Annotated in this window: 9 protein-coding genes and 2 pseudogenes; 5 read left to right on the top strand and 6 right to left on the bottom strand. The window is 64.3% G+C overall.

Annotated features, from left to right (window positions below; all coding sequences use genetic code 11):
- Positions 1-27 precede the first annotated feature (27 nt).
- Together AB0L63_RS26915 and AB0L63_RS26920 are read left to right on the top strand one after the other, a co-directional pair.
- Positions 28-300: pseudogene (locus tag AB0L63_RS26915) on the top strand (phosphoribosyltransferase); the annotation flags it as partial.
- A gap of 424 nt (positions 301-724) precedes the next feature.
- Complete coding sequence (locus AB0L63_RS26920; protein ID WP_364505945.1) at positions 725-931, top strand: hypothetical protein; 207 nt, start codon at positions 725-727, stop codon at positions 929-931.
- A 1-nt stretch (position 932) separates the two neighbouring features.
- Here AB0L63_RS26920 and AB0L63_RS26925 read toward each other — a convergent pair whose 3' ends face one another.
- Complete coding sequence (locus AB0L63_RS26925) at positions 933-1721, bottom strand: ESX secretion-associated protein EspG (RefSeq protein WP_364505947.1); 789 nt, start codon at positions 1719-1721, stop codon at positions 933-935.
- Between the two features lie 27 nt (positions 1722-1748).
- A complete protein-coding gene (locus tag AB0L63_RS26930; protein ID WP_364505949.1) occupies positions 1749-3581 on the bottom strand; it encodes a hypothetical protein in 1833 nt (610 codons plus the stop codon).
- 348 nt (positions 3582-3929) lie between these two features.
- On the opposite strand from AB0L63_RS26930, the gene AB0L63_RS26935 reads away from it, so the two are divergent.
- From AB0L63_RS26935 to AB0L63_RS26945, 3 genes are read left to right on the top strand one after another with little or no spacing between them, the layout of a single operon-like run.
- Positions 3930-4778, top strand: coding sequence for a hypothetical protein (locus tag AB0L63_RS26935; protein ID WP_364505951.1), 849 nt, complete (start codon positions 3930-3932; stop codon positions 4776-4778).
- 2 nt (positions 4779-4780) lie between these two features.
- Positions 4781-5380: a YbaB/EbfC family nucleoid-associated protein gene (locus AB0L63_RS26940; protein WP_364505953.1), complete on the top strand. Its 600-nt coding sequence runs from the start codon at positions 4781-4783 to the stop codon at positions 5378-5380.
- A gap of 14 nt (positions 5381-5394) precedes the next feature.
- Entirely contained in the window at positions 5395-16587 is an 11193-nt protein-coding gene (locus AB0L63_RS26945; protein WP_364505956.1) for an ATP-binding protein, read from the top strand.
- 27 nt (positions 16588-16614) lie between these two features.
- Here the strand turns inward: AB0L63_RS26945 and AB0L63_RS26950 are convergent.
- The 4 genes and pseudogenes from AB0L63_RS26950 to AB0L63_RS26965 all read right to left on the bottom strand — a co-directional run.
- A pseudogene (locus AB0L63_RS26950) lies at positions 16615-17041 on the bottom strand (IS701 family transposase); the annotation flags it as partial.
- 138 nt (positions 17042-17179) lie between these two features.
- A complete protein-coding gene (locus AB0L63_RS26955) occupies positions 17180-17878 on the bottom strand; it encodes a hypothetical protein (protein WP_364505960.1) in 699 nt (232 codons plus the stop codon).
- Between the two features lie 200 nt (positions 17879-18078).
- The gene (locus AB0L63_RS26960; RefSeq protein ID WP_364505963.1) at positions 18079-19422 is read right to left on the bottom strand and encodes an MFS transporter; all 1344 of its coding nucleotides are present in this window, start codon (positions 19420-19422) and stop codon (positions 18079-18081) included.
- Positions 19423-19439: 17 nt separating this feature from the next.
- Positions 19440-20204, bottom strand: coding sequence for an acetoacetate decarboxylase family protein (locus AB0L63_RS26965; RefSeq protein ID WP_364505965.1), 765 nt, complete (start codon positions 20202-20204; stop codon positions 19440-19442).
- Between the last annotated feature and the right edge of the window lie 237 nt (positions 20205-20441).

Below are 20441 nucleotides of genomic sequence, written 5' to 3' on the forward strand. Positions count from 1 at the left end.
GAAAGTCTCGGTCCGAGACGACCCACGTCTACCAGCGCAGACACTGCTCGTTTGCGGCCAGTGGCGCAATTCTTTGCACGGGTGTGGGTGCGGCCCTGGTCGCTGCGGCGGATCCGAGCGTCGACATCGCCGCGGTGGTATCCCGTGGTGGTCGGCCCGATCTGGCGGGCATCGCGCTGGGCGCGGTTCGCGCGCCGACCCTGTTCATCGCCGGCGGAGACGATCGCGTTGGTTTGGAATCGAGTCGGCGCCCAAGCCGCGATGCCGGGCGAGACGATGATCGCCGCCCTGCCCGGCGCGGCTTCACAGACCGGGGATGATCTGGAGCGCACGTCTTGCCGATCAGCCACCATGATGGAACTCGAACCCCTTCAAGTTCTTGGGGTTTTGCTGCTTGACCTGGTGTTTATCAATTTCCGTTAACTTCTCGATGCTGTCAACGGCACGCGAATCGTGGATCTGGCACAGACTTGGTTTGCGCCGTGAGGCGCTGTGTTTCGAGTGGAGGTGAAAGACCCCCGCCTCCGGCCTGTCGTAGTAGGTCGGTGGAGTTGAGGGCAGCCTGATCCGGGTGGTGCCGGGGAGGGTGGGAGCGGCCCTGACGAAGCCGGGACGGGCCAGTACTGCCAGATGGTGTGGGTCCGGCGAACGGGATGAAGAGGAGTACGCGAGGAACCAGCGTTGTTACGTCCCTTTATGTGCCATCTGCTCCAATCTGGCGGATATGTTCGTCCACAACGACCGCCTTGTCGACGCCCTGCACAACCAAGCCCATGCCGCGATGCTGCATGACCCCGGAGCCCGCGCCTACTACCAGGAGCTACGCAGCCGGGAAATGAACCACAACGCTGCCCTGCGACAGCTCGGGCCAGACCACCCGTTGGCTCGAATACCGGTGTTCCTGACACTCACCGACCAGGTGGCCGACTGACTCATCTCCGCTCATCCTTGATCGCGCGGACCACCTCGGCGATCTCGACGTTGATCAAGGACGTCAACCGTTTGGCGTCGACACCTACCGCCATTCGTGGGCAGCCCTCGGTGATTGCGTATCTTCCGTCCCCGGCCAGATCGCGCCAGTCGAGTGCGCGCCGGAAGACACCGCGCGGCCCGAACCGCGAACCCACTTGCGCGACCTCGATCCGGCCACCGGCCTCTGGTGTCGCGCTGAGAAACCGTTGTAGCCGGTCTCGGTCCGGGTCATAGTTCAGCTCATGGGCAACCGATCGGCCGTAGCGGAAGTCCAGATCAGCTTCCGGATTGGCTACCGAATCCAAGGCGAGGCGGTCCAATGTTCCGGCGTCACTGTGTGGAAGTGCACGCGCCACTACTTCCGCCAGCTCGAGTGCGCCACACTGTTCCACCGTGAAACCGGCGCTGTGCCAGACGGTCTCACCCGCCTCCTGCGTGATCAGATAGCCCTCGTTGCCACGCCTAACCGCCAGCAGGCTGATTCGCCCCTTCGGATTCGCCGGATCACGACTGTCCCAGCCCCGCACCACGATCCGAATCTCCGGCCGCGCCATCGCGACGAGCGCACTGCCGAAGGCCTGCCCCAACCGGCTCCGCAAGCTCTCCCGCGCCTCGGCCTTCTCCCGCAAATAGTCCTGGTAGATGGGTGTGCGACTGGTGTACACGAAGGGAGGCGGGACGGTTCCGTCGCGCATCGACTCCCAGATCACGACGAACTCGAGATCTGAGAATCGCCAACTGCTACTCATCGGCTTCCGATTCCTCGCGCGCAAGGATCATTGGTCATCCAGCACCGGCCGGGCGACTATCTGCGCGGAACCGATGATCTCTTCCATGTTCTCCACCGAGTCCAGGTATTCCGCTCGCTTCCGCGCGTTCTCGCCCTGTCCTGCACCACGGCCCGCCGAACCCGCGGAGCCCGGCGATCCCGGTGTTCCTGCGGTCGAAGCCATTCCGGCTCGCGCGGCGGTCATGGCAGCCCCGGTCGATACCGGCCCCAAAGCCCCGGCGCGAGGGAACTGGCTCGACAATCGTCCGAGCTCCTTGGCTGCGCCGAGCCCGCCGCCGGTGCCTGACTTGGCGCCGGCAGCTAGTGGTCCGGCACTGGCGGACATCGTTTTCAAAGGACTCCCGGGCGCGGTAGAAGGCGTACCGCTGCCCGGCAAATCCTTCGCCGCATTTGCCGCGGACTGCAGCGCGTTGCCGAGGCCCTGACCGAGACTCGCCAAGCCGTCACCGACACCACCGGCGGTCGAGCTATTGGACGGCAAGTTGTTCCGGCCCCCGGTCGGCAATGGTCCTGTCGCCATCGGACCAAGCCCCGGACTTGGACCGCCCAGATTACCAACACCATCGGTCACCGATGACTCTTCTGACGAGCCGGCCTCGGCCGGTGTGAATGGGCTGACCGGATAAGACATTTCTGGGAAACGTGAATCAGCGACAAAGACACTATGCGGCGGAAAGTTGAGTGTGCCGGTTTGCTCCTTCGACACAGCAACCACGGGAAGACCTGACGTGGGTTCTGTGAACAAATCAATCAGATCTCGCGGCACAAGGATCGGGCCAGTGGAGAATGGGTTGGAGAAGGGCAGCATGATCGGAACCAGATCCGCGCCCTTATCCTGCGTGCCCGCACCGGACGAGGTGTCCATGTGACCCCAGTACCACTTGTTCACACCATCTCGAACCCTGCCGAGCATTCCGTAGTCGACCTCTTCGGCGAGCAACCGGGCATCGGATTCCGATTTCAGATACTGGGCTTCTTCGGTCGCTTTCCAGGTTTGATACAGCGCGTCGCCGGTGTAATGCAGCGTGTCACCAGTGACTTTCATGTCTCTAGTCAGCTGGTTGAAGTCTCTCAAGTATGCACCGGAAGCATCGGCGGCTTTCTCTCTACTGGCACCCAGCCAGCCTTCCTTCATGATCCCCCCTAGTTGCGTTCGGAATGTTTCGGACTGAGTTTCGAGCTGGCCGGCGGCCCAATGCCAGCGGTCAGCGGCGAAAGCGATACCGGAGGCGTCGATACTGTTGTGCAGCTCGACCAGTTCTTCAGGGACCATACTCATCGCATCGCCCTGAGTCAGCGTCCCTGGCAGCGGATTCGGGACGTGCGTGCCATCGGTGATCTTCGGCCCCAACCCGTCCGGGAGACCAAAGTGCCGGTCCAGATCGATGTTGGACATCCTTCCGGGGGCATCGGACGACCAGTCGGCGGGCGCTTTCGTCGGGATGACAATACGATCCAGATCGGCAGCCGAATCAGCGTCTTGGTCGGCGAAAGTCTTGCCGGCGGCAACGAACGCCGCCGCCATCTCGGTGAGAATCCGAGCATGCGCATCCAGGATCAGCGTCAGCTCAGCACCGCGATCATTGATTCGCCTGGTCAAACTTCCATCGACGTCCAAGGACGAAACCTGCTTGACCTCGACGACATCGGCCACGGAGTCTTTGGCACCGAGCACGGATCCGACGAACTTCCCGCACAGCTCCGCCATCATCTTCGCGGTCTTGGGAAGCATCATCACCAGGCCGCTTCCCGCCAGCTCGGTCCACGCTTCCGGCGGCTTGGTTATCTTTTCGATCTTGTGCATAGTTTCGTCACCCATCGCAGTGCTCCTCCAACACGCCGATGCGCCCCCACGAGGGGAGCCTGTCTCCTGCGCGCACATAGTGACATCCATGTGACTGCACCGCAGCAGGATTCGAGATAGCTTAGGTTCCCTTGACATAGCCGTAACGAATAACCATCGGCGGGGGTGAGCGGCTGTTGCGACGAGGGTCCAGATCGGTCGGGATCGCCTGTACCAGCGACGAGGCACGGACGGCACGTCCACGAAAAGTAATGCGGCGCACAGTCTTAAGCGACGGTAAAGTGCGGCGCAGGTGCCTTGCGTCACAATCGAAGGGCTGACATGATCAGCTGATCAGGTGTTGATCGAACGGGGGTGGTTGTCGTGTCCGGCCAAAACATCGAGATCGCACCAGAACGGTTGCGAGACGCCGCATCCAGGATGGACGACATCGCTGAGAAGCTGACCGCGGCAAAAGAGAATCTGGTGAGCATCCTCGCTAATCTCCCGCAAGCGGCTGGGGGCGACAAGTTCGCCGAACCTTTCCGCAATGGGCAAAACGGAGATCCGGGATTCGACGAGATCGGTGAGATCGTCGTCAGCAACGCTGAGGGGTACGCCAAAACGTTCTCCAATATCTCTGACGGCGCGACCGAGACCGCCGACATGTTCGATGAGGCCGAGCGTACAAACCAGGAGCTGTTGCAGCAGTACGCAAACGGCGGCACGGCATCCAGCTCCTGGAATAACGGGGCCCTACCAGGAGGCGGGGCCCTATCGACATGGTCACCGTCGGCAGCGACCCCGGAGCTCTCGGCTGCACCGGAAACAATCATCGATGACCCCGCTGCGACAAACCAATCGCAAGCTGGCCAATCGGAGGCGTTGAACGCTCTGAGCGGGATGAGTTCGGCGCTGCTCTCCGGGGTTCGGGGGATGCTCGGCAGCGTCCAGGGGCCGCCCGAGAAAGACTCACCAACACCCGACCCGGACAAGCCGATTCAGCACCCCGGCGACGTCGGACCGGCCGACACCGAACCGACCGCGACAAGTCCAACTGAGCCAGAAGGCAATGCGGTGAGCGCGGCCGCTGGCGCGTTCGGCGAGCTCGTCTCGGGCGTCGCTGCTGGATTGGCCGAAACCAGCTTGGACGTACTGCTCCCGAACCCCGCAGAATCTGCCGTCTCCGCTGTCGCCGATGCCATCGACGGCTCGACCCCGTATCACTTGTGACTATGCGGGATTCGCTGCGGGAGCAGATGCTCGCGGAAGTCATGGAAGGGATGCGCGAGCAGATCGACGCCCTGAAGCGAGCCCAGGAACAACGCGCGGATATGGTCGTGACGGGCTCGGCCGCCAGCGGGCTGGTCACCGTGGCGCTCAACGCCGATGGCGCGATCCTCGAGACCCGGTTCGCGCCGGGCGTGGCGGACCTGACCCGCCGGAGGCTGGCCGAGGCGGTGACCGCGGCGATCCGTGACGCGCAAGCCGAGGTCGCCCGGCGCAATGCGGAACTGTTCGAGCCGGTGCTCGGTGCTCGGTTGCGGCAACCGAAGCTAGCGGACTTGATGCCGGACCTGCCCGATATCGATCGGTTACTTCCCAAGGCCCCACCGGTTCGTACCCGGATGCCGGTGCACGGCGACTCGGAGCAATGGGAATTCGCCGATGCGGTCACCTTGCGCGAGGCCGCCTCACAGCGCGGGCCCGCTACCGAGACCACCGAATCCGATTCCGTCACCGAGGTACCCGCCGCAGCAACCGAGTCCGGCGAAAGTTACGACGAAGGGTTCCGTCGCGATCGTGGCAGCGGCCCCAATGACCTGAGCTGGTAGCCGCAGGGCACGCCATGAGTGACAAAATCCCCGAGTGGGCGGCGCTGGTCGAGATGGTCGAGTGGGTGGTCGGCGCTGACTGGCCGGAGGGAAATGCCGACCAGCTCGACCGGTTGGCAACGGATCTGGGCGAGATACAGGGCATGGTCCAAGACGTCATCGACAACGATCTCGATGATGCCATCGCGAAAACTATCGAGGCGTACGGCTCCAGTGACGGCGCCGACAAACTAGCGGAGAGCCTCGAGGAGCTGCGCAGTGGAGATTCCTCGCTCGCCGTGCTCGCCGAAGGCATCGGCGGACTCGCCGATGGCTGTCGCCAGTTCGCCGGGCAGGTCTTCGCCGCGGACGTCTCCTCCTATGTCGCGCTGGGGATCTGGGCGAGCGAGATGTATCTCTCGTACACCATGGGGCCGGCGGGGGTCGCGGAAAAGGTGCAGTCCTGTATTCGCACCCGCATCTGGTTCGCGGCCATGGGCAAAGGTGTGCTCGCAGCCATCTCCCGAATGGTCCGCAAACTCGCCACGAAATTCGCGGGGACCTACGTCGAGAAGCTCATCGCCAAGATCTCGGAGAAGGCGCTCTCGAAACTCCTCTACGAAGTTCTGGATGAAACGCTCGAAGAGATAGCCCAAGGCGTCATCGAGGACGTCATCGTGCATGCCACCACCACGGCGGCGGGATACGACCACAAGTTCTCCGACGGCAAGTTCTGGGAAAACGTCGGTCTCAACGCACTCGGCGGCGGTGCTGGTGGCATAGCCGGGTTCGGTTTGCACCACGGGGTCGAGAAGGTGTTCGGCAAGATGACGCCGGCGTTCGGCAACCGTCCGTTCCGAACCCGGGCAGCCGACGGTCTGAGAAGCCTGGCGATCGGCGGCGGGGCCGGACTGGCCGGTGCACTGGCGGTCAACGCCGTCACCGGGCAACTCGGGCAGATGACGTTGAAAGACTGGCTATCCCCCGCGCTGGCGAGCGGCACTCCCGGCATGGTTTCCGGATACAGGTTCGGATTCTCCGAACACGACGGGCCGCAAAACTATGACGGCGAGCGCTATGACGAACAATCCACTTTCCCCGCCGACGGAGCCGTTTCCAAGCCCGAATCCGCACCGTCGCCGAAGGGATTCGCCACGGCAACACCGGAAGCCAACCGATCCGGGCCAGTTGCAGCTACCGGGAAGTCCGCGCCCGTGCAGGCCGGAGTCTCCGAAGCACTGCCCGAGGACCACCGGCAGCGCGATGTGGAAGCTTCCGAAGACACCGAAGCTGATTTCGAGGGAGCGCGGGCCACAGCGCTCGATGGCCCATTGGGCGACAGTGCGCCGATGGGTACGCAGGGAATCGTCTCGGCACCTCTGGACTCCGGCCATCTGATCTCCGGGGCAGCGCCCGAGATATGGACCGGGCCGTTGGCCGACAGCGCGCCGACGGGTGCGGAGTTGCCTGGAGCCGTTGACGGCGAACTGGTCGATTTCGGCGAAACCGTCGCCGCAGATGGTCCACTGACCGAAAGCTCGCCGGTCGGTGAAGAAGCAGACACGGCAGCACCGGCATTCGACGCTATACCGCCAGCTGCCGGTCAGCCGCTTGGCGGGATTGCCGCCCCCATCGGCTCACCTGCCCGTTCGGCCGGTCAGGCAATGCCGAAATCTGAACAGCCAGAAGCTGATCGAGACGCCGAGCCTGCGCTCCACGGGATCTCCGCACAGCTCGTCGCGCCAGAGGACTCCGCCGACGCCATCGCCAGAGCAAGCGCGGCAACCGAGGCGGCGCACGGCGAGCTCGCGGGAGCAGTGCGCGCCGGCCGCACCGACTCAGAGGCCGTGGCCGCTCCGCCGTCCGACAATGAGCTGGTTGAAGGAGGTCTGCCGACATTCGCGATATCCGGTGCCGCGTCCGCTGTCGAGCCCATGGGGGTGCCGACAGGTGACACCGAGGACTCGTTACTCGGGCTACGGACGTCCGGAGACGATTCACACGCCACCGCGACCATGGGCCAGCTGGACAGCGCCTTCGGCGGCAGCGCCCTCTACAACTGCGCAGCCCGGGCCGCGGAAAACGCCGCGAAAAACCTCAACGTCAAACTCAACCACCGGTTGGACGCGAACGCTGGTGGGAAGCGGGCCGCCGGCAACTCCGGTCCCGAACTCGCCGAGTCAGTCGGCGGCGACTGGCACGAGGGCGGCTTCGCCTCGCTCGACGTAGTGGCCGATCTGGTGCGCGCTGAGGGCAAGAGCGTGATCGTTGCGATCGAATATGCGAGCAGCAACGCCGATATCGTCGGCGCGCACGCCATCACCCTGTACCGGAAGGGTAAGGACGTGATGGTGTACGAAAGTTTCGGCACGGTCGAGAGTCGGACGCTTTACCAGCCCGGCACCTACATGCGTGGTGCGGTGTACGGGATCGTCTTCGACAGTGGCGGTACGCCCGAGAACAAGTTGGTGCCCGGGCAGCCGTCCGCCGCGCGGCCCGGAGTAGCCGCGCCGATCTCGCGCGTCGGCGGGTGGGCCGACGGGCAGGAACAGAGCGGGTCCACTGATCCGCCGGAGGCCGGGGGTTTGGGGCCGCGCACCATGATTCCCCCCGACAGGAAGCTGCAAAGCGACCTCGACCAGGCGCAGAGGGCGGCACGGCGGGAGGCGGCCGAATTCCGTCTCGCTGTGCGGAATTCGAGGTTCGCCGTGGTGGTCGATCGCGATGCCCTCCCGCGCCAGCTGTGGCAGGCCGTCGACGAGGAGATCGCCCGCAAGGGTCCGCTGATCGGGCAGCTGTTCAACCGGATAGAACTCCGGCGGTTGCGGGCCGCCTATGACGCCTACGCCGAGGCCGCGGACACGGTTTTGCGACTTCGGACGCAGGCGCGCCGCCAGGCCGAAGAGGTACTGACGCAAGGCTTGGTTCGGGTCAAAGACGCCGACCACCACGAGATCAAGGGCGTGTGGCGTGAGCCCGGTCCCCCCGCGACCGTGCAGATCGCCACAGTGCCGATCGACCGGATGCTCGCGGCCGGCGAGCATCGCGACGCCGCGCTGAAAGAGTTGCTGGAGTTGGCGCGGCAGCACGGAGTCACGCTGAACGAGCTGGAGTCTCCTGGGCTTTCGTCGCACGTGGTACGGCAGCAGCTGTCGGCATACCCAACTACGGTGCGCGACGAACTCGCCGCTGCGTACCAGCGGTACACCGACGCGGTCACGGTACTGGAGCAGTTGACCGTCGCCGCTGAGACGAAAACCGTGGTGGTTCCGGGGGTTTCGGCGCGATTGGTGGTTACCTCACCGCTCGGAGCGCGTGCCCTCTTGGGCTGGAACATCCTTGAGCTGTCTGGTCCTGACACCACCGTCGAATACTGGGATATCGACGTCGACGAGTATGGCCGAGCCTGGTGTTCGCGCGGTGTCGCCGAGCAACCACCTGCCACGGCTGACGCGATCCCCGAAAGAGCGGTGTTCGTCCCTCCCCCGAAACGCACCCCAGACACCCAGGCCACGGTGCGCGGGCTCGCGGTTCAGGTGGTGCGGGCCCAAGAGGAAGCGGGGACTCGTCTGGCAGCCGTGCGTTCCGCCGCCGAGCGGCTATTCGGCATCGATTCGGCCGCTCGGCTGAGCCCGTCGCAACTGCGTACCGAGGTGGCCGCGATCGGCGCGGCCGACGCCCACTTGACCGAGACCGAGCAGGCCGACCTGTCCCACCTGCAGGACGCGTTCGACGCCTACGACGAAGCAGCCGACACCGAGAACATTCTCCGCGCCGAGGCGACCACCAAGGCCGCGCACAAAGAACTGAAGCGGATCGACGGGGTCCCGATCGGCGACTGGATACGGGTGACCGACGCCGCGGTCGAGGTGGTGATCCCAGTCGGAACCCCCGCCGAGGCCGCCGCCCTGAGTACCGAACAGCTGGCCGCGCTGGAGCAAGACGGAATCACGGTGCGGTACCACCACGTTCGTGTCGATATCCGCGCCGACGGCAAGGCAGATACCGCGATCACGACGACCGTGCACGGTACACCGGCCGAGGCCACGACAACGGAAATACTGGATACGTCGTTCGACAGCGCATCGGCTGGCGATTATCGCTCGGACTACGACGCGTTGGCGCGTGAGGCAGCTGGTGTAGCGCAGCGCTTGCGGGCGCTGCTGGCGATTCGCACCCAGCTGCTACGGCAGGCCGGAGTGTCACCTGCGCAGGACGCCGAGGCATTGAAGCTGATGCAGGCCCAGGATGAAATTGCCACGTGCACAGAGGAATTGACGCATCTGGACGAGTCGATCGCCGGGTTGTCCGGGCAATGGGGCGCGACGTTGGCGGCGCTGGGTGCGCGGCCGGTGACCGACGCAGTCGGGTTGGTGCACGGCGCCGACGGCACAGCGCAAGGCATCCTGGTGCTCGGCGCCCACCCGGCCCCGGGCTCGGGGCCGGTCGAGCACGATCGGAGGTTCGGGGAAAGCCTGCGGCACCCGGAAGTTGCCGCCGCGCTGGCATTCGGAGTTCCCGTGCTCTATCGGCGAGTCGACCTGGACGGCAACATATCCCAGCTCGCCGGGCATGTCGATGAGGACGGCAACGTAACCGAGCTCGACGGGCCGAAAGTGCGCCGCAACGTGTGGCAGGCGCCGGAGCCGATGAGCAACGGTAAGCGCGGCTACAAACTGTACGAGTTCGGCGGGGACTATTGGGACGGCGGCCCGAAGGTCCTCGGGGGGGACTATTCGGCACGCGGCAAGAAGATGATCATCGAGGTCGGCAAGGACAGCCCGGTGCGGCTGGCGACACGCACTCGGCGCGCCCGCGGGCGGGTCCATGTCGAGCACACCGAGTGGCAGGACTGCACCGGCCGCTGGCACGCTCTCACGGCCGCAACCCCTTCCCCCACTACCGCTTCTGAGGAAGTGACCGGTCTGCGCACCCGGCGCGCCGCGACCGACAACCGGCTCCGTGCGACGCAGGGTCGGCTTGCCGCACTGGCGCAGCAGCTCGGGCCCGTACCCAGCCGAATCGATCCGGTCGCGGTCGCGGCAAATGAGCAGATACAGCAGGCACAGCGACAGGCAGAACACCTCGCAGATCGCCGTGCGGCGTTCGCCGCCCTACACGAAGCTGGTGCTCGCCGAATCAGCGACCGCATCGCGATCGTCGGATACGGCGGTGCGGCAACCATTATCGTGACCGGAACCCGCAACGACAGCGCCACCGACCTCGACACAGCGCTCGAGGCAGGACTGCAGATACACGGTGAGCTGCGGACGATGATCCAGATGGGCGCCAACGCTCGATTCCAGGCGTTCACCGCCGAGCCCGACGGCACCGTGCATCATGTTGATCTGCCATCACCAACATTCGGCGACCTAGCCGAATCGACGCGAGGATGGACCTCGCATGGCCCACTGTGGTGGGCGGATTCGGACGGCGCATTAAGGCCCATCCCTATCCCCGCCGGCCCTCTGGTCGAGAGCGGGCCGGCGGAGCCGATCGGGCCGGTCGAGATCTCCAGCAATAAGGCGCCGGTACCAGAGAGCGGACCGAAGAAAGAACCGGACCCGTACATCCTGCCCAAGGACCCGTTCACCTTCGTGTGGGGCACCCGCGGCACGGTGGATCCAATCGCGGGACTGTTGCAGAGCGACGGAATGCCACAGAAATACATTCAGGACCACCTGATCCCGGATGGGCTGGACCCGATCCTGGGCCCCATACCAGACGGAAAGTACGCGTCGGGCGTGATGCCGGGCGCGCCGCCGTTCTCGAGTCCTCCCTACTGGCTTCCGCTCGGCATTCACGAGGAGGAGGTGTTCGAACAGCAGGCAGGCATGCTGGCGCACAACGCCAATACCTGGTTCCGGATCTTGTTCATGCGCGCACCCAAGCAGCAGTGGATCACGGCGTTCTTCCAGAACCGGCCCTGGCTGGCTAATGCGATACTCCGGATGACCAGGTGGGCGTCGGACGGGAAGTGGTCCCCAGATCGCGGGCTATCCGCTCAGGAGTTGCGCGCCGACCTTGCCGCGGAGGGCATCGACCCCACCATCATCGACCAGGCCATCGCGCGGCATAACCGGAAAGCGGGGCTGCGCCACAATATTCCGATCATCAAACGGCTCGGCTCCTACCCGTTCTTCATCACCGGAGTCAGCGGAGCGCAACCTATGCACACCGTGGCGCAAACGATCAACCCACTCGACCCGATCCATGAGCTGACAGCAGCGGGCGAGGCTGGCTACGCGCGACGCGAGCACGCGAAGCACGCGCGCTGGAAAACGGTCGAAGCATGGGCAGCTCAGGTTTACGACGATCTCCGACCACTCGACCCGATCCATGAACTGACAGCAGCGGGCGAGGCTGGCTACGCGCGACGCTTGCTCGCGGAGCGCGCGCGCTGGGAAGCGGTCGAAGCATGGGCAGCTCAGGTTTACGACGATCTCCGATCAGACGACAGATGGATCGCCAAGATAGCCGAAAATGCCCTGAAAGACCCGGATTCCGTGGAGCGATATCTGGGTGGAGACGGGTCCTGGGTGCAATCCAAAATATGGACACTGGATACCACTGGCTCGAGCATTCCCTTGCGCCCAGACGGATCGCGGTGGCTGACCGACGCCAACGGACGCCCGTTGCCCATCGATAAGCTCATGGCCCGATTGCACCGCATCTTCGACCACCTGCTGCACGACAATATGCGGTTCGCCGACGGCACGATCGGGCAACTGGACCAGGTGGCCGATGTCGCGCGCGCCTGCCAGCGGCTCATCGATAACGAACCGAAGCGCTTCGACATCATCCTGCTGGAAGCCGCCCTCGCCGAAGCCGAATTCCTGGATGCGCAGACCAGCACCAACAAGGCGGGCGACACGCTGTCCGACCTCATTTGGGAACAAGCCCACCTGTACGTCACCAAGACCCTGGGCTACGACTGCGACAGCATTCGTCCGCACCTGGACGGTCCGATGGCTCGCCAGAGCATGTGGGGCCGGCTCACCGGCCGCCGCCCGATGGCCCCGGAGTTCGTGCCCGAGATTCCGGTTCCGCCGCCGTTCCTGCCACCGCGCGGTCACTTCCCGATCACCCTCGCCCACGGTGACATCGATGGTGTGGACCGGGTGCTGAAACTGTTTGCGCCACACCTCGACGGTTACTCGATCAAACAGTCCATTTCGGCCTACTCGGAGCTAGGCGACCGACTCCGCAGCGCACTGCGCAGAGGCGACGGAGACGTCACGGTCAATGTCAGGACGACCGAAACTGCAGGGCGGCGAACCGTGCGGGTACGGATCACCCAGTCCGCGCACCACAACGCCAAGGTGATCCCGACCGAAGTCCCAGCATGGACCCAGACATTCACCATCTCGGTCGCCACCGGTTCCTCCGAAATGGCTTCTCGCCCTGATGCTTCCGCCCCCTCGGCTTCAGTGTTCGACCGGATCGCCGAGGGTGAACTCGGCGCCCCGCAGGCGATGCGCGACCCCCGAATCGGCTACTCCGACCGCCCCTCCGGTTCTCCCGGCCATCAACCGCGGCCCAGTGACAGCCGACCTCGACAATCGCCGTCGCCCCCTGGCGAGGACTCTGGCGCAACGCCGGGCACAGCCGAACCCCCTGGTCTCGGATCTGGGTTCGAACCGGTACATCCTGGCCAACGGTCGGTGCAACTGCCGCCGAGTCGGCCGACCTACCAGGTCGCCCAACTGTACGACTTCGGCGACGACGGCCCAGCCGAGCCGTACACCATCACCACGATCACACTCGGACCGGACGGGTTGTTCCACGGCCCCGACGGCGAGCCGTACAACACCCGTCGCATCGGCGACAACTTTTTGATGGGCAGCACGCCAGGCGATTTCCATGTCAGCACGGACGGTGACCACATCGACCTGTGGCGATCGTTCCCCTCCGTAGCTGACGCACCGGCCGCATTCGGAACATGGCATGTCTCAGAAGGCCGGCTGGTGTCCGTGGTCCCTGCCAGTGGGACGTTCTTCGCCGCCAGCTCCGACCCGAAATTTGTTGCCCAGCTGCGGTATGAGCTGACCGGACACGGCATCGACTTGTCGGCCGTCAATTTCCGCTACGCCGAAAGCCAAGGCACACTGTGGCCGGATTTAGGTGAACGCTCCTACAAGCCACCACTCGCGACACCGCAGGATCTCATCAAGCTGCCCCCCATGGCGCTCGATTTGTTCCGTGGCAGTGGCGACGACTTCTGGGTGAATGTCTCGTTGCATGAACGGATCGAAAACGGATTGTCGGTGACCTTGACGCTCAACCCGGTTCGTGGCGAACCCGGTTCGGCCACCCTGGTATTCGAGCAAGTCAATGACACGATTACGGCCCGCTACGCCACAATCGATCGGGGGATCGAGACGGCGCGCATCGATCGGATCCTCGATGCCTTGCACGACCGCCTGACCCAATGGCTCGAACCTGCGGGCGTCGAACTGGAGCCGGTGGATTGGGCAGTGCAGCACGAGCCCGGCCAGCCGACCGTGCTGGCGGGAACAGTCGTGTGGATACCAGCCGACGACAATACGGGCCCGGAACAGGTACGTCGTGGGGTCGAGCAGGTAGTCGCCGCGCCGATCGCCTGGCCGGCAGCCGACTTGCAGCGCATCCACCTCGCGGCTACCGAAGTGGTCACGAATGCGGTGCGGCACAGCGGAGGCCCGGTCCGGGTGGTGGTGCGCGTCTGGGGCGTCGGTGAGCGGCAATGGCTGAGTGTGGAGGTCTACGACACCGACCTCACCGATATCCCGGAACGCGCCATGCCCACGGCGGCATCTACCGGAGGTATGGGCATTGCGCTGCTGGCGCTCTACACCGACCGGCACGGCTCGCAGGTGCTGACCGACTCGGACGCCGAGTGGGTCGAGGGCTGGCGCAAACGGGTTTACGTCGAGTTCGACCGGCCGCGAGAGGATAATCAGGATCCCGAATCCACTGGGCCACAGCCGAATACATCGAATCCACACGATACCGACGACGCCGGCCGGGCGCGGACCGGCCACTCGACTTCGGCACTCGATCGGATCGCCGAGGGTGAACTCGGCGCCCAGCAGGCGATGTTCATCCGCGACCCCCGAATCGGCTTCTCCGACCGCCCCGCTGGTGATCCCGGCCATCAACCGGCGCCCGAGGGCAGGCAATCCGGACTTCAACAAGCGGATTCAGTGCCTGCGGTTATCGACCTGCTCGAGAACCACCACCGGCTCACGGTCGCCGGATTCGATCAGGCCGGCCTCACCGTGGAAACGGCGCGTGAGATCGAGGCCGCGGTATCGGCCGCACGAACGGCCCATCCCGAACTCGGTCTGAGGGCGGTCCGAATCGGGCCACTGGCAGAGCACGAATTCGCGGTATTCGCTGCAGGCACACTGACTATCAGCGATTCATGCATCACCGATCCGACCGAATTCAGGCAGCGCTGGGCCGAGGAGGTGGAGTTCGGGGATCAGGTCGGTGTGCCGGGCCGGCCCTATTACGGCGCCGCACTGAATGAGCTCTGCCATGGGTTGGCTGCGGCGGCAGACGGCTACACCATGCACGATCGGATCGAGGAGACGCTGGCTCAGCGCCATCAGCAGGTGGCGCCCGACCAGGATTACTCCAACTGGGAGACCCGCCAATTCCCGGCGGGCAGCTACACAGACTACGGTGACCTCGACCATGATCGGGCGCTCGCCCAATCCTTCGCGGCCGTCCTGCACGAGGGCATCGCGCCTTCCGAAGGCCAGCAGGCCCTCTACGAACTCTCGAGCACACAGGAGATCGGCACCACAGCGGAGCTCACCCAACCCGCGGAATCGGAACGGTCTCCGGACGAGATCGACCGTGTCGCAGACGAATTCGCGACCTTGCTACGTACCGAGGGAATCGAGGCCGCCGTCTTCGGTGCGGCTGCCGCCAACGCCTACCGGGCCCAGCCACGACCCACAGCAGATGTCGACATTCTGGTCGTCGACCTCAGGCAAGCCGAGCGCTGGCTTGCCGCATCGGGCTACCCCGTCGAGGTTTTCGACCGTATCGGGATGGAGCCCGACAAGATCGCCACCCGTTTCAATGGAGTACTCGTGGAGTTGATCCCGGTGGAGGATCCGCTGGAGGCCGTTGCTGTGCAGAGGTCTGCCGAGCACGGCGGTCGTATCTCGGTCGAGGACATGATCATCTTCAAGCTGATGGCTTGGCACGCCCAACGACCACAGGACCGTGACGACTTGGTTTCGATCCTGAGTGCCGAGCATCAGCTGGATCAGGACTACATGCGGCAGCTGATAGCTGCCGAGGATCTGCAAATGGAATGGGCAGAAGCTCTGCACATGTTCCGGCAGGCGGTCTCAAACGACACGTCGGATAGCTCCCCCGTCGACATCTCGGAACGTCTCGACGCAGGGGGCGGCTCTGATTATGTTGCAGCTCAACCGGATTCGGATGCAGAAGGAGCAGAGAACTCGATCTCGGCGGCAAGCCCGGACATTCCGTTTCAGCTAGCGGACAACTTGCTCTCCAGCTCCGCAAGCCGCGCTGATCCTCCGGCGCCGGAGTTCGCCGAGAGCTCCAGGGCGCCTGAGGTCAGCCGCACCGTGTTGAGCGAGGGCGCGGTCAACATGGCTCGGCGCGTCGAGCTGATCACCTATGCCGATGGCACCCAGCGGATTCGCAAGGAAGTCACCGATCCACGGCACGCTGATGCCGAGGAATTGGCCGCGCTGCTCGGACGTGCGGTCGGTGCCGATGTTCCGGACGTAGTCAGGACGAATGCCACGGTCCTCTACATCGAGGTGATGCCAGGGATGGTAGCCAGTCGCATCTACGGAAACGTGTGGTCAACGCAGCAGATCCAGATCGGCGACTCCGCGGCCGGGCGTCGGCTGGGACTACTGGATGTGCTTGCGCGAGTACCGGATCGAGGCATGACAAACTGGCTGATCAGCTCTGACGGGCGAATCAGCGGTATCGACCACAGCCTTGCATTCGGCAACGGTCCTGGCGGCGACCAGCAGACCTCCAGCGGGTTCGCGGCGCATTTTCTCGAGCGCACTGCCGATGGCACTGTCCGATGGCGGCGGCATGATCTCACCGAACTGGAGGTCACCGCGCTGCGGCAGCGAATCCAGGAGTTGGCACCGGAATTCGAGCGACGCGGTCGCCACGACTGGTATCGGTCGGTGTTGGAACAGCTGGCGCGTATCGAGCAGAACACTCGTCGTGCCTAGTACTACTCCAGCCAGACTTCGTGACTGTCATGTCGTGGTAGCCAATCGCCGCTGGTAGTGGCTTGTTTTGGCGCGGTGTTGGTGGCGTCGTCGCCATGTCGACCATGCGAGCCGGTGCCAGATGCTGTGGAGTGGGTTGACGACGAGAATGGCGAACAGGTGCCGAATCTCGTTTCGGGTCAAGGGGATCAGATCTTTCTCCGAGTCTGGGCTCACGGCGGCGCAGTTCGGTGACGGCGAGGACGGTGAGGAAGGCGTGAGCCAACATCGCCAGGATCGTCCAGCGCCGCCACGACCTCCAGCGACGGACCTGATGCTCATCCAGCCCGCACAGGCCCTTGCCGGTCTGGAAATTTTCCTCGATCGACCAACGACGACCGGCGACGGTGACGAGTTTGTGCAACAGCACGGGTTGAGGTGCGTAGCAGCGGTAATAGGCCAGCTCACCGCTGCTGGGCAGCTGAGAATCTGCGTAGTAATGCCGGCTCGGCCGGTTGGGCTGATCGGGGATCGGAAGGTGACCCCGCCCGGCGGTGAAGCCGGACGGGGTCGGGTGTCCCCCAACGAACGCCATTGGGATCCTCCCCACTATCTACTTGGCCGGCGCCACCGGCGGCTGATTGATCGTGGTGAAGTACTGAATCGCGGCACCGATCGCCACCGGAGCGGTGACCAGGATCTGACCCGCCAGGGTGCCGAGCGCGCCGACGGCGACGATGCCGCCGAGGCAGCCGATGGCAGCGGCCGGGATGAACGCACCGAACAGGCCGACGATCGCGGCCGAGGCGACCGTCGCGCCCGCGATACCACCGAGCACGCAACCGACGGCGCCGCCGCCGACACCACCGATCAGGGTGCCCAGAGTGGCGCCCATTGTGATGGTGCTGGTCATGCGGGACCAGGCGGCCTGCTCACGGTCGTATTCGTTCTTCCACGGCGCCTTGTCCTCGAACGGCAGGGCCACCGGCTTGTAGGCCGCGTGCGCCATATCGAACTGCGGAGTCAGCGTCGCTGTGCGACCGGCGATATCGGCCGCGATCGGGAACTCGAAGTCATCGACCCGGAACTTCAGCGGCATACCGGTGAGCACGGCGCCGTCGGCGGCCTTGATCTTGAACACACCGTCCTCGACGACCATGGCACCGGCATCGGTCTCGACGATGGACTGGGTGTCGGTGGCATGGGCTGTGAAGCCGACGGCGTCATCCGCTTCGGGTTGCGCACCGGCGGAACCGCAAGCGATCCCGACCGCGACGACGAGGCCAGCAGCCACCGTAACGATTTTGCTCATCCTTGCTTCTTTTCTCTTGATTTCTCACAGGAAGCGGTCGCGACCAGCGCGCCGCACAACCGCCGCGAAGCTCGCACTGCCTATCCCGCAGGTTGTTCGATCGGCGTCGCAGGAATACCAGTTCGACTGTTCGGACCAGCGAACGGATCGTGATTTGTCAACGCGCAGCCGCTAGCGGCTGCGGGCGCGAGCATCGACAGTCAGTCCGCGATTGGCGTCGCGGTCTCGATGCGGCCTGAGCGCAGCGAAACTCCGAGCGTTTCAGGTACTAGCACTGCGGCTACGAGGCTGATAGTCGCCCCCGCCACCAAGTACATCGCGGGGGCGTAGGTGGAGTGCGTGGCCTTGATGAGTGCGGTGGCGACGAGTGGGCCCGCTCCACCGAACAGGACGACGCCGAGGTTGTATCCGATCGCGAGGCCACTGTAGCGGCGGGAAGTGGGGAACAGCTCAGAGAACAGGGCGGGCTGTGGCGCCAGCATCATCGCATCTCCGATGAGAATCAGGGCCATACCGACGATCACGGCCGCGAACGAGCGCTGATGGATCAGGAGGAATCCGAGCGGTGCGGTGATGGCGACAAGAATGGCACCGAAGACGACGAACGGCTTGCGGCCCACGCGGTCGCAGATCCGTGCGAAGAAGACGACGAGAACGACGAGTATCAGCATGGCGACCAGGCACGCTGCCCGCGCCGCATTAGTGTTCATGTGCAGGTCTTTGCTGAGGAAAGTAGGGCCGAAAACCAGCAGGACGTAGGTGCACATGGTGGGTGAGCACACCAGCCCGCACACCAGCAGGATTGATCGCCAGTTCTCCGTGACCGCCTTGAGCAACGGAGACTTCTCTCGCTGTTCGGTCTGACTCATTTCGTCGAACTCGACGGACTCTTCGAGCTTGAGCCGCATGTAGAGACCGATCATCCCGAGCGGAAAAGCAGCCAGGAACGGAACGCGCCATCCCCAGGACTGCAGTTGTTCTGTCGTCAATGTGAGGGACAGGACGAGCGACGTCAACGCCGCAGTGAACATTCCCAATGTAATGGTGATCGTCTGCCAGCTGCCGTAGAAAGCCCGGCGGTGCGCCGGCGCGGACTCGACCACATACGCGGCGGCTCCCATCCACTCACCGCCGGCCGAGAGTCCTTGCAAGCATCGCAACAACAGGATCAGGATGGGAGCCGCGATGCCGATGCTGGCGTAGGACGGCACCACCGCAATCAACGCCGTGGCCAGCGAGATGGTGACGATGATCGATGAGAGGGTGACCTTGCGCCCGTATTTATCTCCGATGTGCCCGAACAAGATCCCACCGAGTGGTCGGACGACGAAGCTGATGCCGAAGACCAGGAACGTGATCATCAGCGCGACAGTGGGATCACTGTCCACGAAGAAAAGCACGGAGAAGATCGTGGCGAAATACCCGTACAGCACGAACTCGTACCATTCGAGGAAGTTGCCGATACAGGCGGCGATGATCGCGCGCCGTCGCTGCTGGGTCATACCGGGTGCGACAGTGTCGAGAGTGGTGTTGTGACTAGGCATTGCGGTCTTTCTGAGGCTTACCATTGGGGTGTTCCGAGGGCGGCGATGTCGTGGGGGTTCAGGTCGGCCACATAGGTCCCGTAATCGACGGTCATTTGGGCCTCGCCCCACACCGCACTGGCTTCCCCGAGAGGTTTGAAGAGATGTAGTGGGTCGCTTGGCGACGGCGACCATTCGAACGTCGCTGTTCCGGCCTGCAATGGGCCGTTCACATCGAATCCGAACGGTATCCGGACGAGCCGGCTGACGTCGTAGCCGGGGCCGTCCGCCCGCGGGATGAGCTTCGCCGTGTACTGCGTGCCGAACCAGTCCGGGGCGATTTGGTCGACCGCTGTGGCGCTCGCACGGGCGAAGCCGGCAAGCAGGGGGTGTCCGCGGGCGTCGGTGAAACCGAAGGTCGCGTTCCCGGACAGCTGGTGTAGTTCGACATGGCGAACCTGCTTTTTGGGTAGCCCGAACATCTCCCGTCCGAGGATGCCGTGATTGAGGCCTTCCACGAACGTTTCGACGGCGTAGGCGCCCTCGGTGCCCTCGTGCCGACACCGTAGGTTCACACCCCCCTGCATGTAGGCGGGGCGAGTTTCGACGTTTCCGTGGCTGTTGGTGAACCGTGCGCCACGAAACTCGGCGATCCATATGATCACTTCCGGCATCGGGGTGCCGGTCAGTGGTGCCGGGAGTACGGCGTCGACGATGTCGCGGCTGGTCGGGTAGACCACCGAGAGCCATCGGACGGAGGCCTGTTCGGCTCCGGGGACGAATAACGGAGCGAACGCCGGCATCGCTCCGAACGTGCCCGTGATAGCCCCGTTAGGAGCGGGGCGGTGGGTATCTCCGATGCCGGATGACAGTGGGCTCGTCACATGAGTTCCTCTTCCTTGAGGCGGGGCTGATCTCGGACGGCCTTTGCGGTGGTCCCGAGTATCGACCGGCTGCTTCTCCCTGAGCTCATTGCTCGGTAGTTGCCGTTACAAGATGAACGAGGGGTGACGTGAAAACCAGCGCTGCGAACACGATGT

The organism is Nocardia sp. NPDC051990, from assembly GCF_040680755.1.
Classification (GTDB): domain Bacteria; phylum Actinomycetota; class Actinomycetes; order Mycobacteriales; family Mycobacteriaceae; genus Nocardia.

Bases quoted from the DNA above. Each gene is read 5' to 3' on its own strand.
- AB0L63_RS26920 (WP_364505945.1), top strand. From the start codon at position 725: ATGTTCGTCCACAACGACCGCCTTGTCGACGCCCTGCACAACCAAGCC.
- AB0L63_RS26925 (WP_364505947.1), bottom strand. From the start codon at position 1,721: ATGAGTAGCAGTTGGCGATTCTCAGATCTCGAGTTCGTCGTGATCTGG.
- AB0L63_RS26960 (WP_364505963.1), bottom strand. From the start codon at position 19,422: ATGCCTAGTCACAACACCACTCTCGACACTGTCGCACCCGGTATGACC.
- AB0L63_RS26965 (WP_364505965.1), bottom strand. From the start codon at position 20,204: ATGCCGGCGTTCGCTCCGTTATTCGTCCCCGGAGCCGAACAGGCCTCC.
- AB0L63_RS26930 (WP_364505949.1), bottom strand. From the start codon at position 3,581: ATGGGTGACGAAACTATGCACAAGATCGAAAAGATAACCAAGCCGCCG.
- AB0L63_RS26945 (WP_364505956.1), top strand. From the start codon at position 5,395: ATGAGTGACAAAATCCCCGAGTGGGCGGCGCTGGTCGAGATGGTCGAG.
- AB0L63_RS26940 (WP_364505953.1), top strand. From the start codon at position 4,781: ATGCGGGATTCGCTGCGGGAGCAGATGCTCGCGGAAGTCATGGAAGGG.
- AB0L63_RS26955 (WP_364505960.1), bottom strand. From the start codon at position 17,878: ATGAGCAAAATCGTTACGGTGGCTGCTGGCCTCGTCGTCGCGGTCGGG.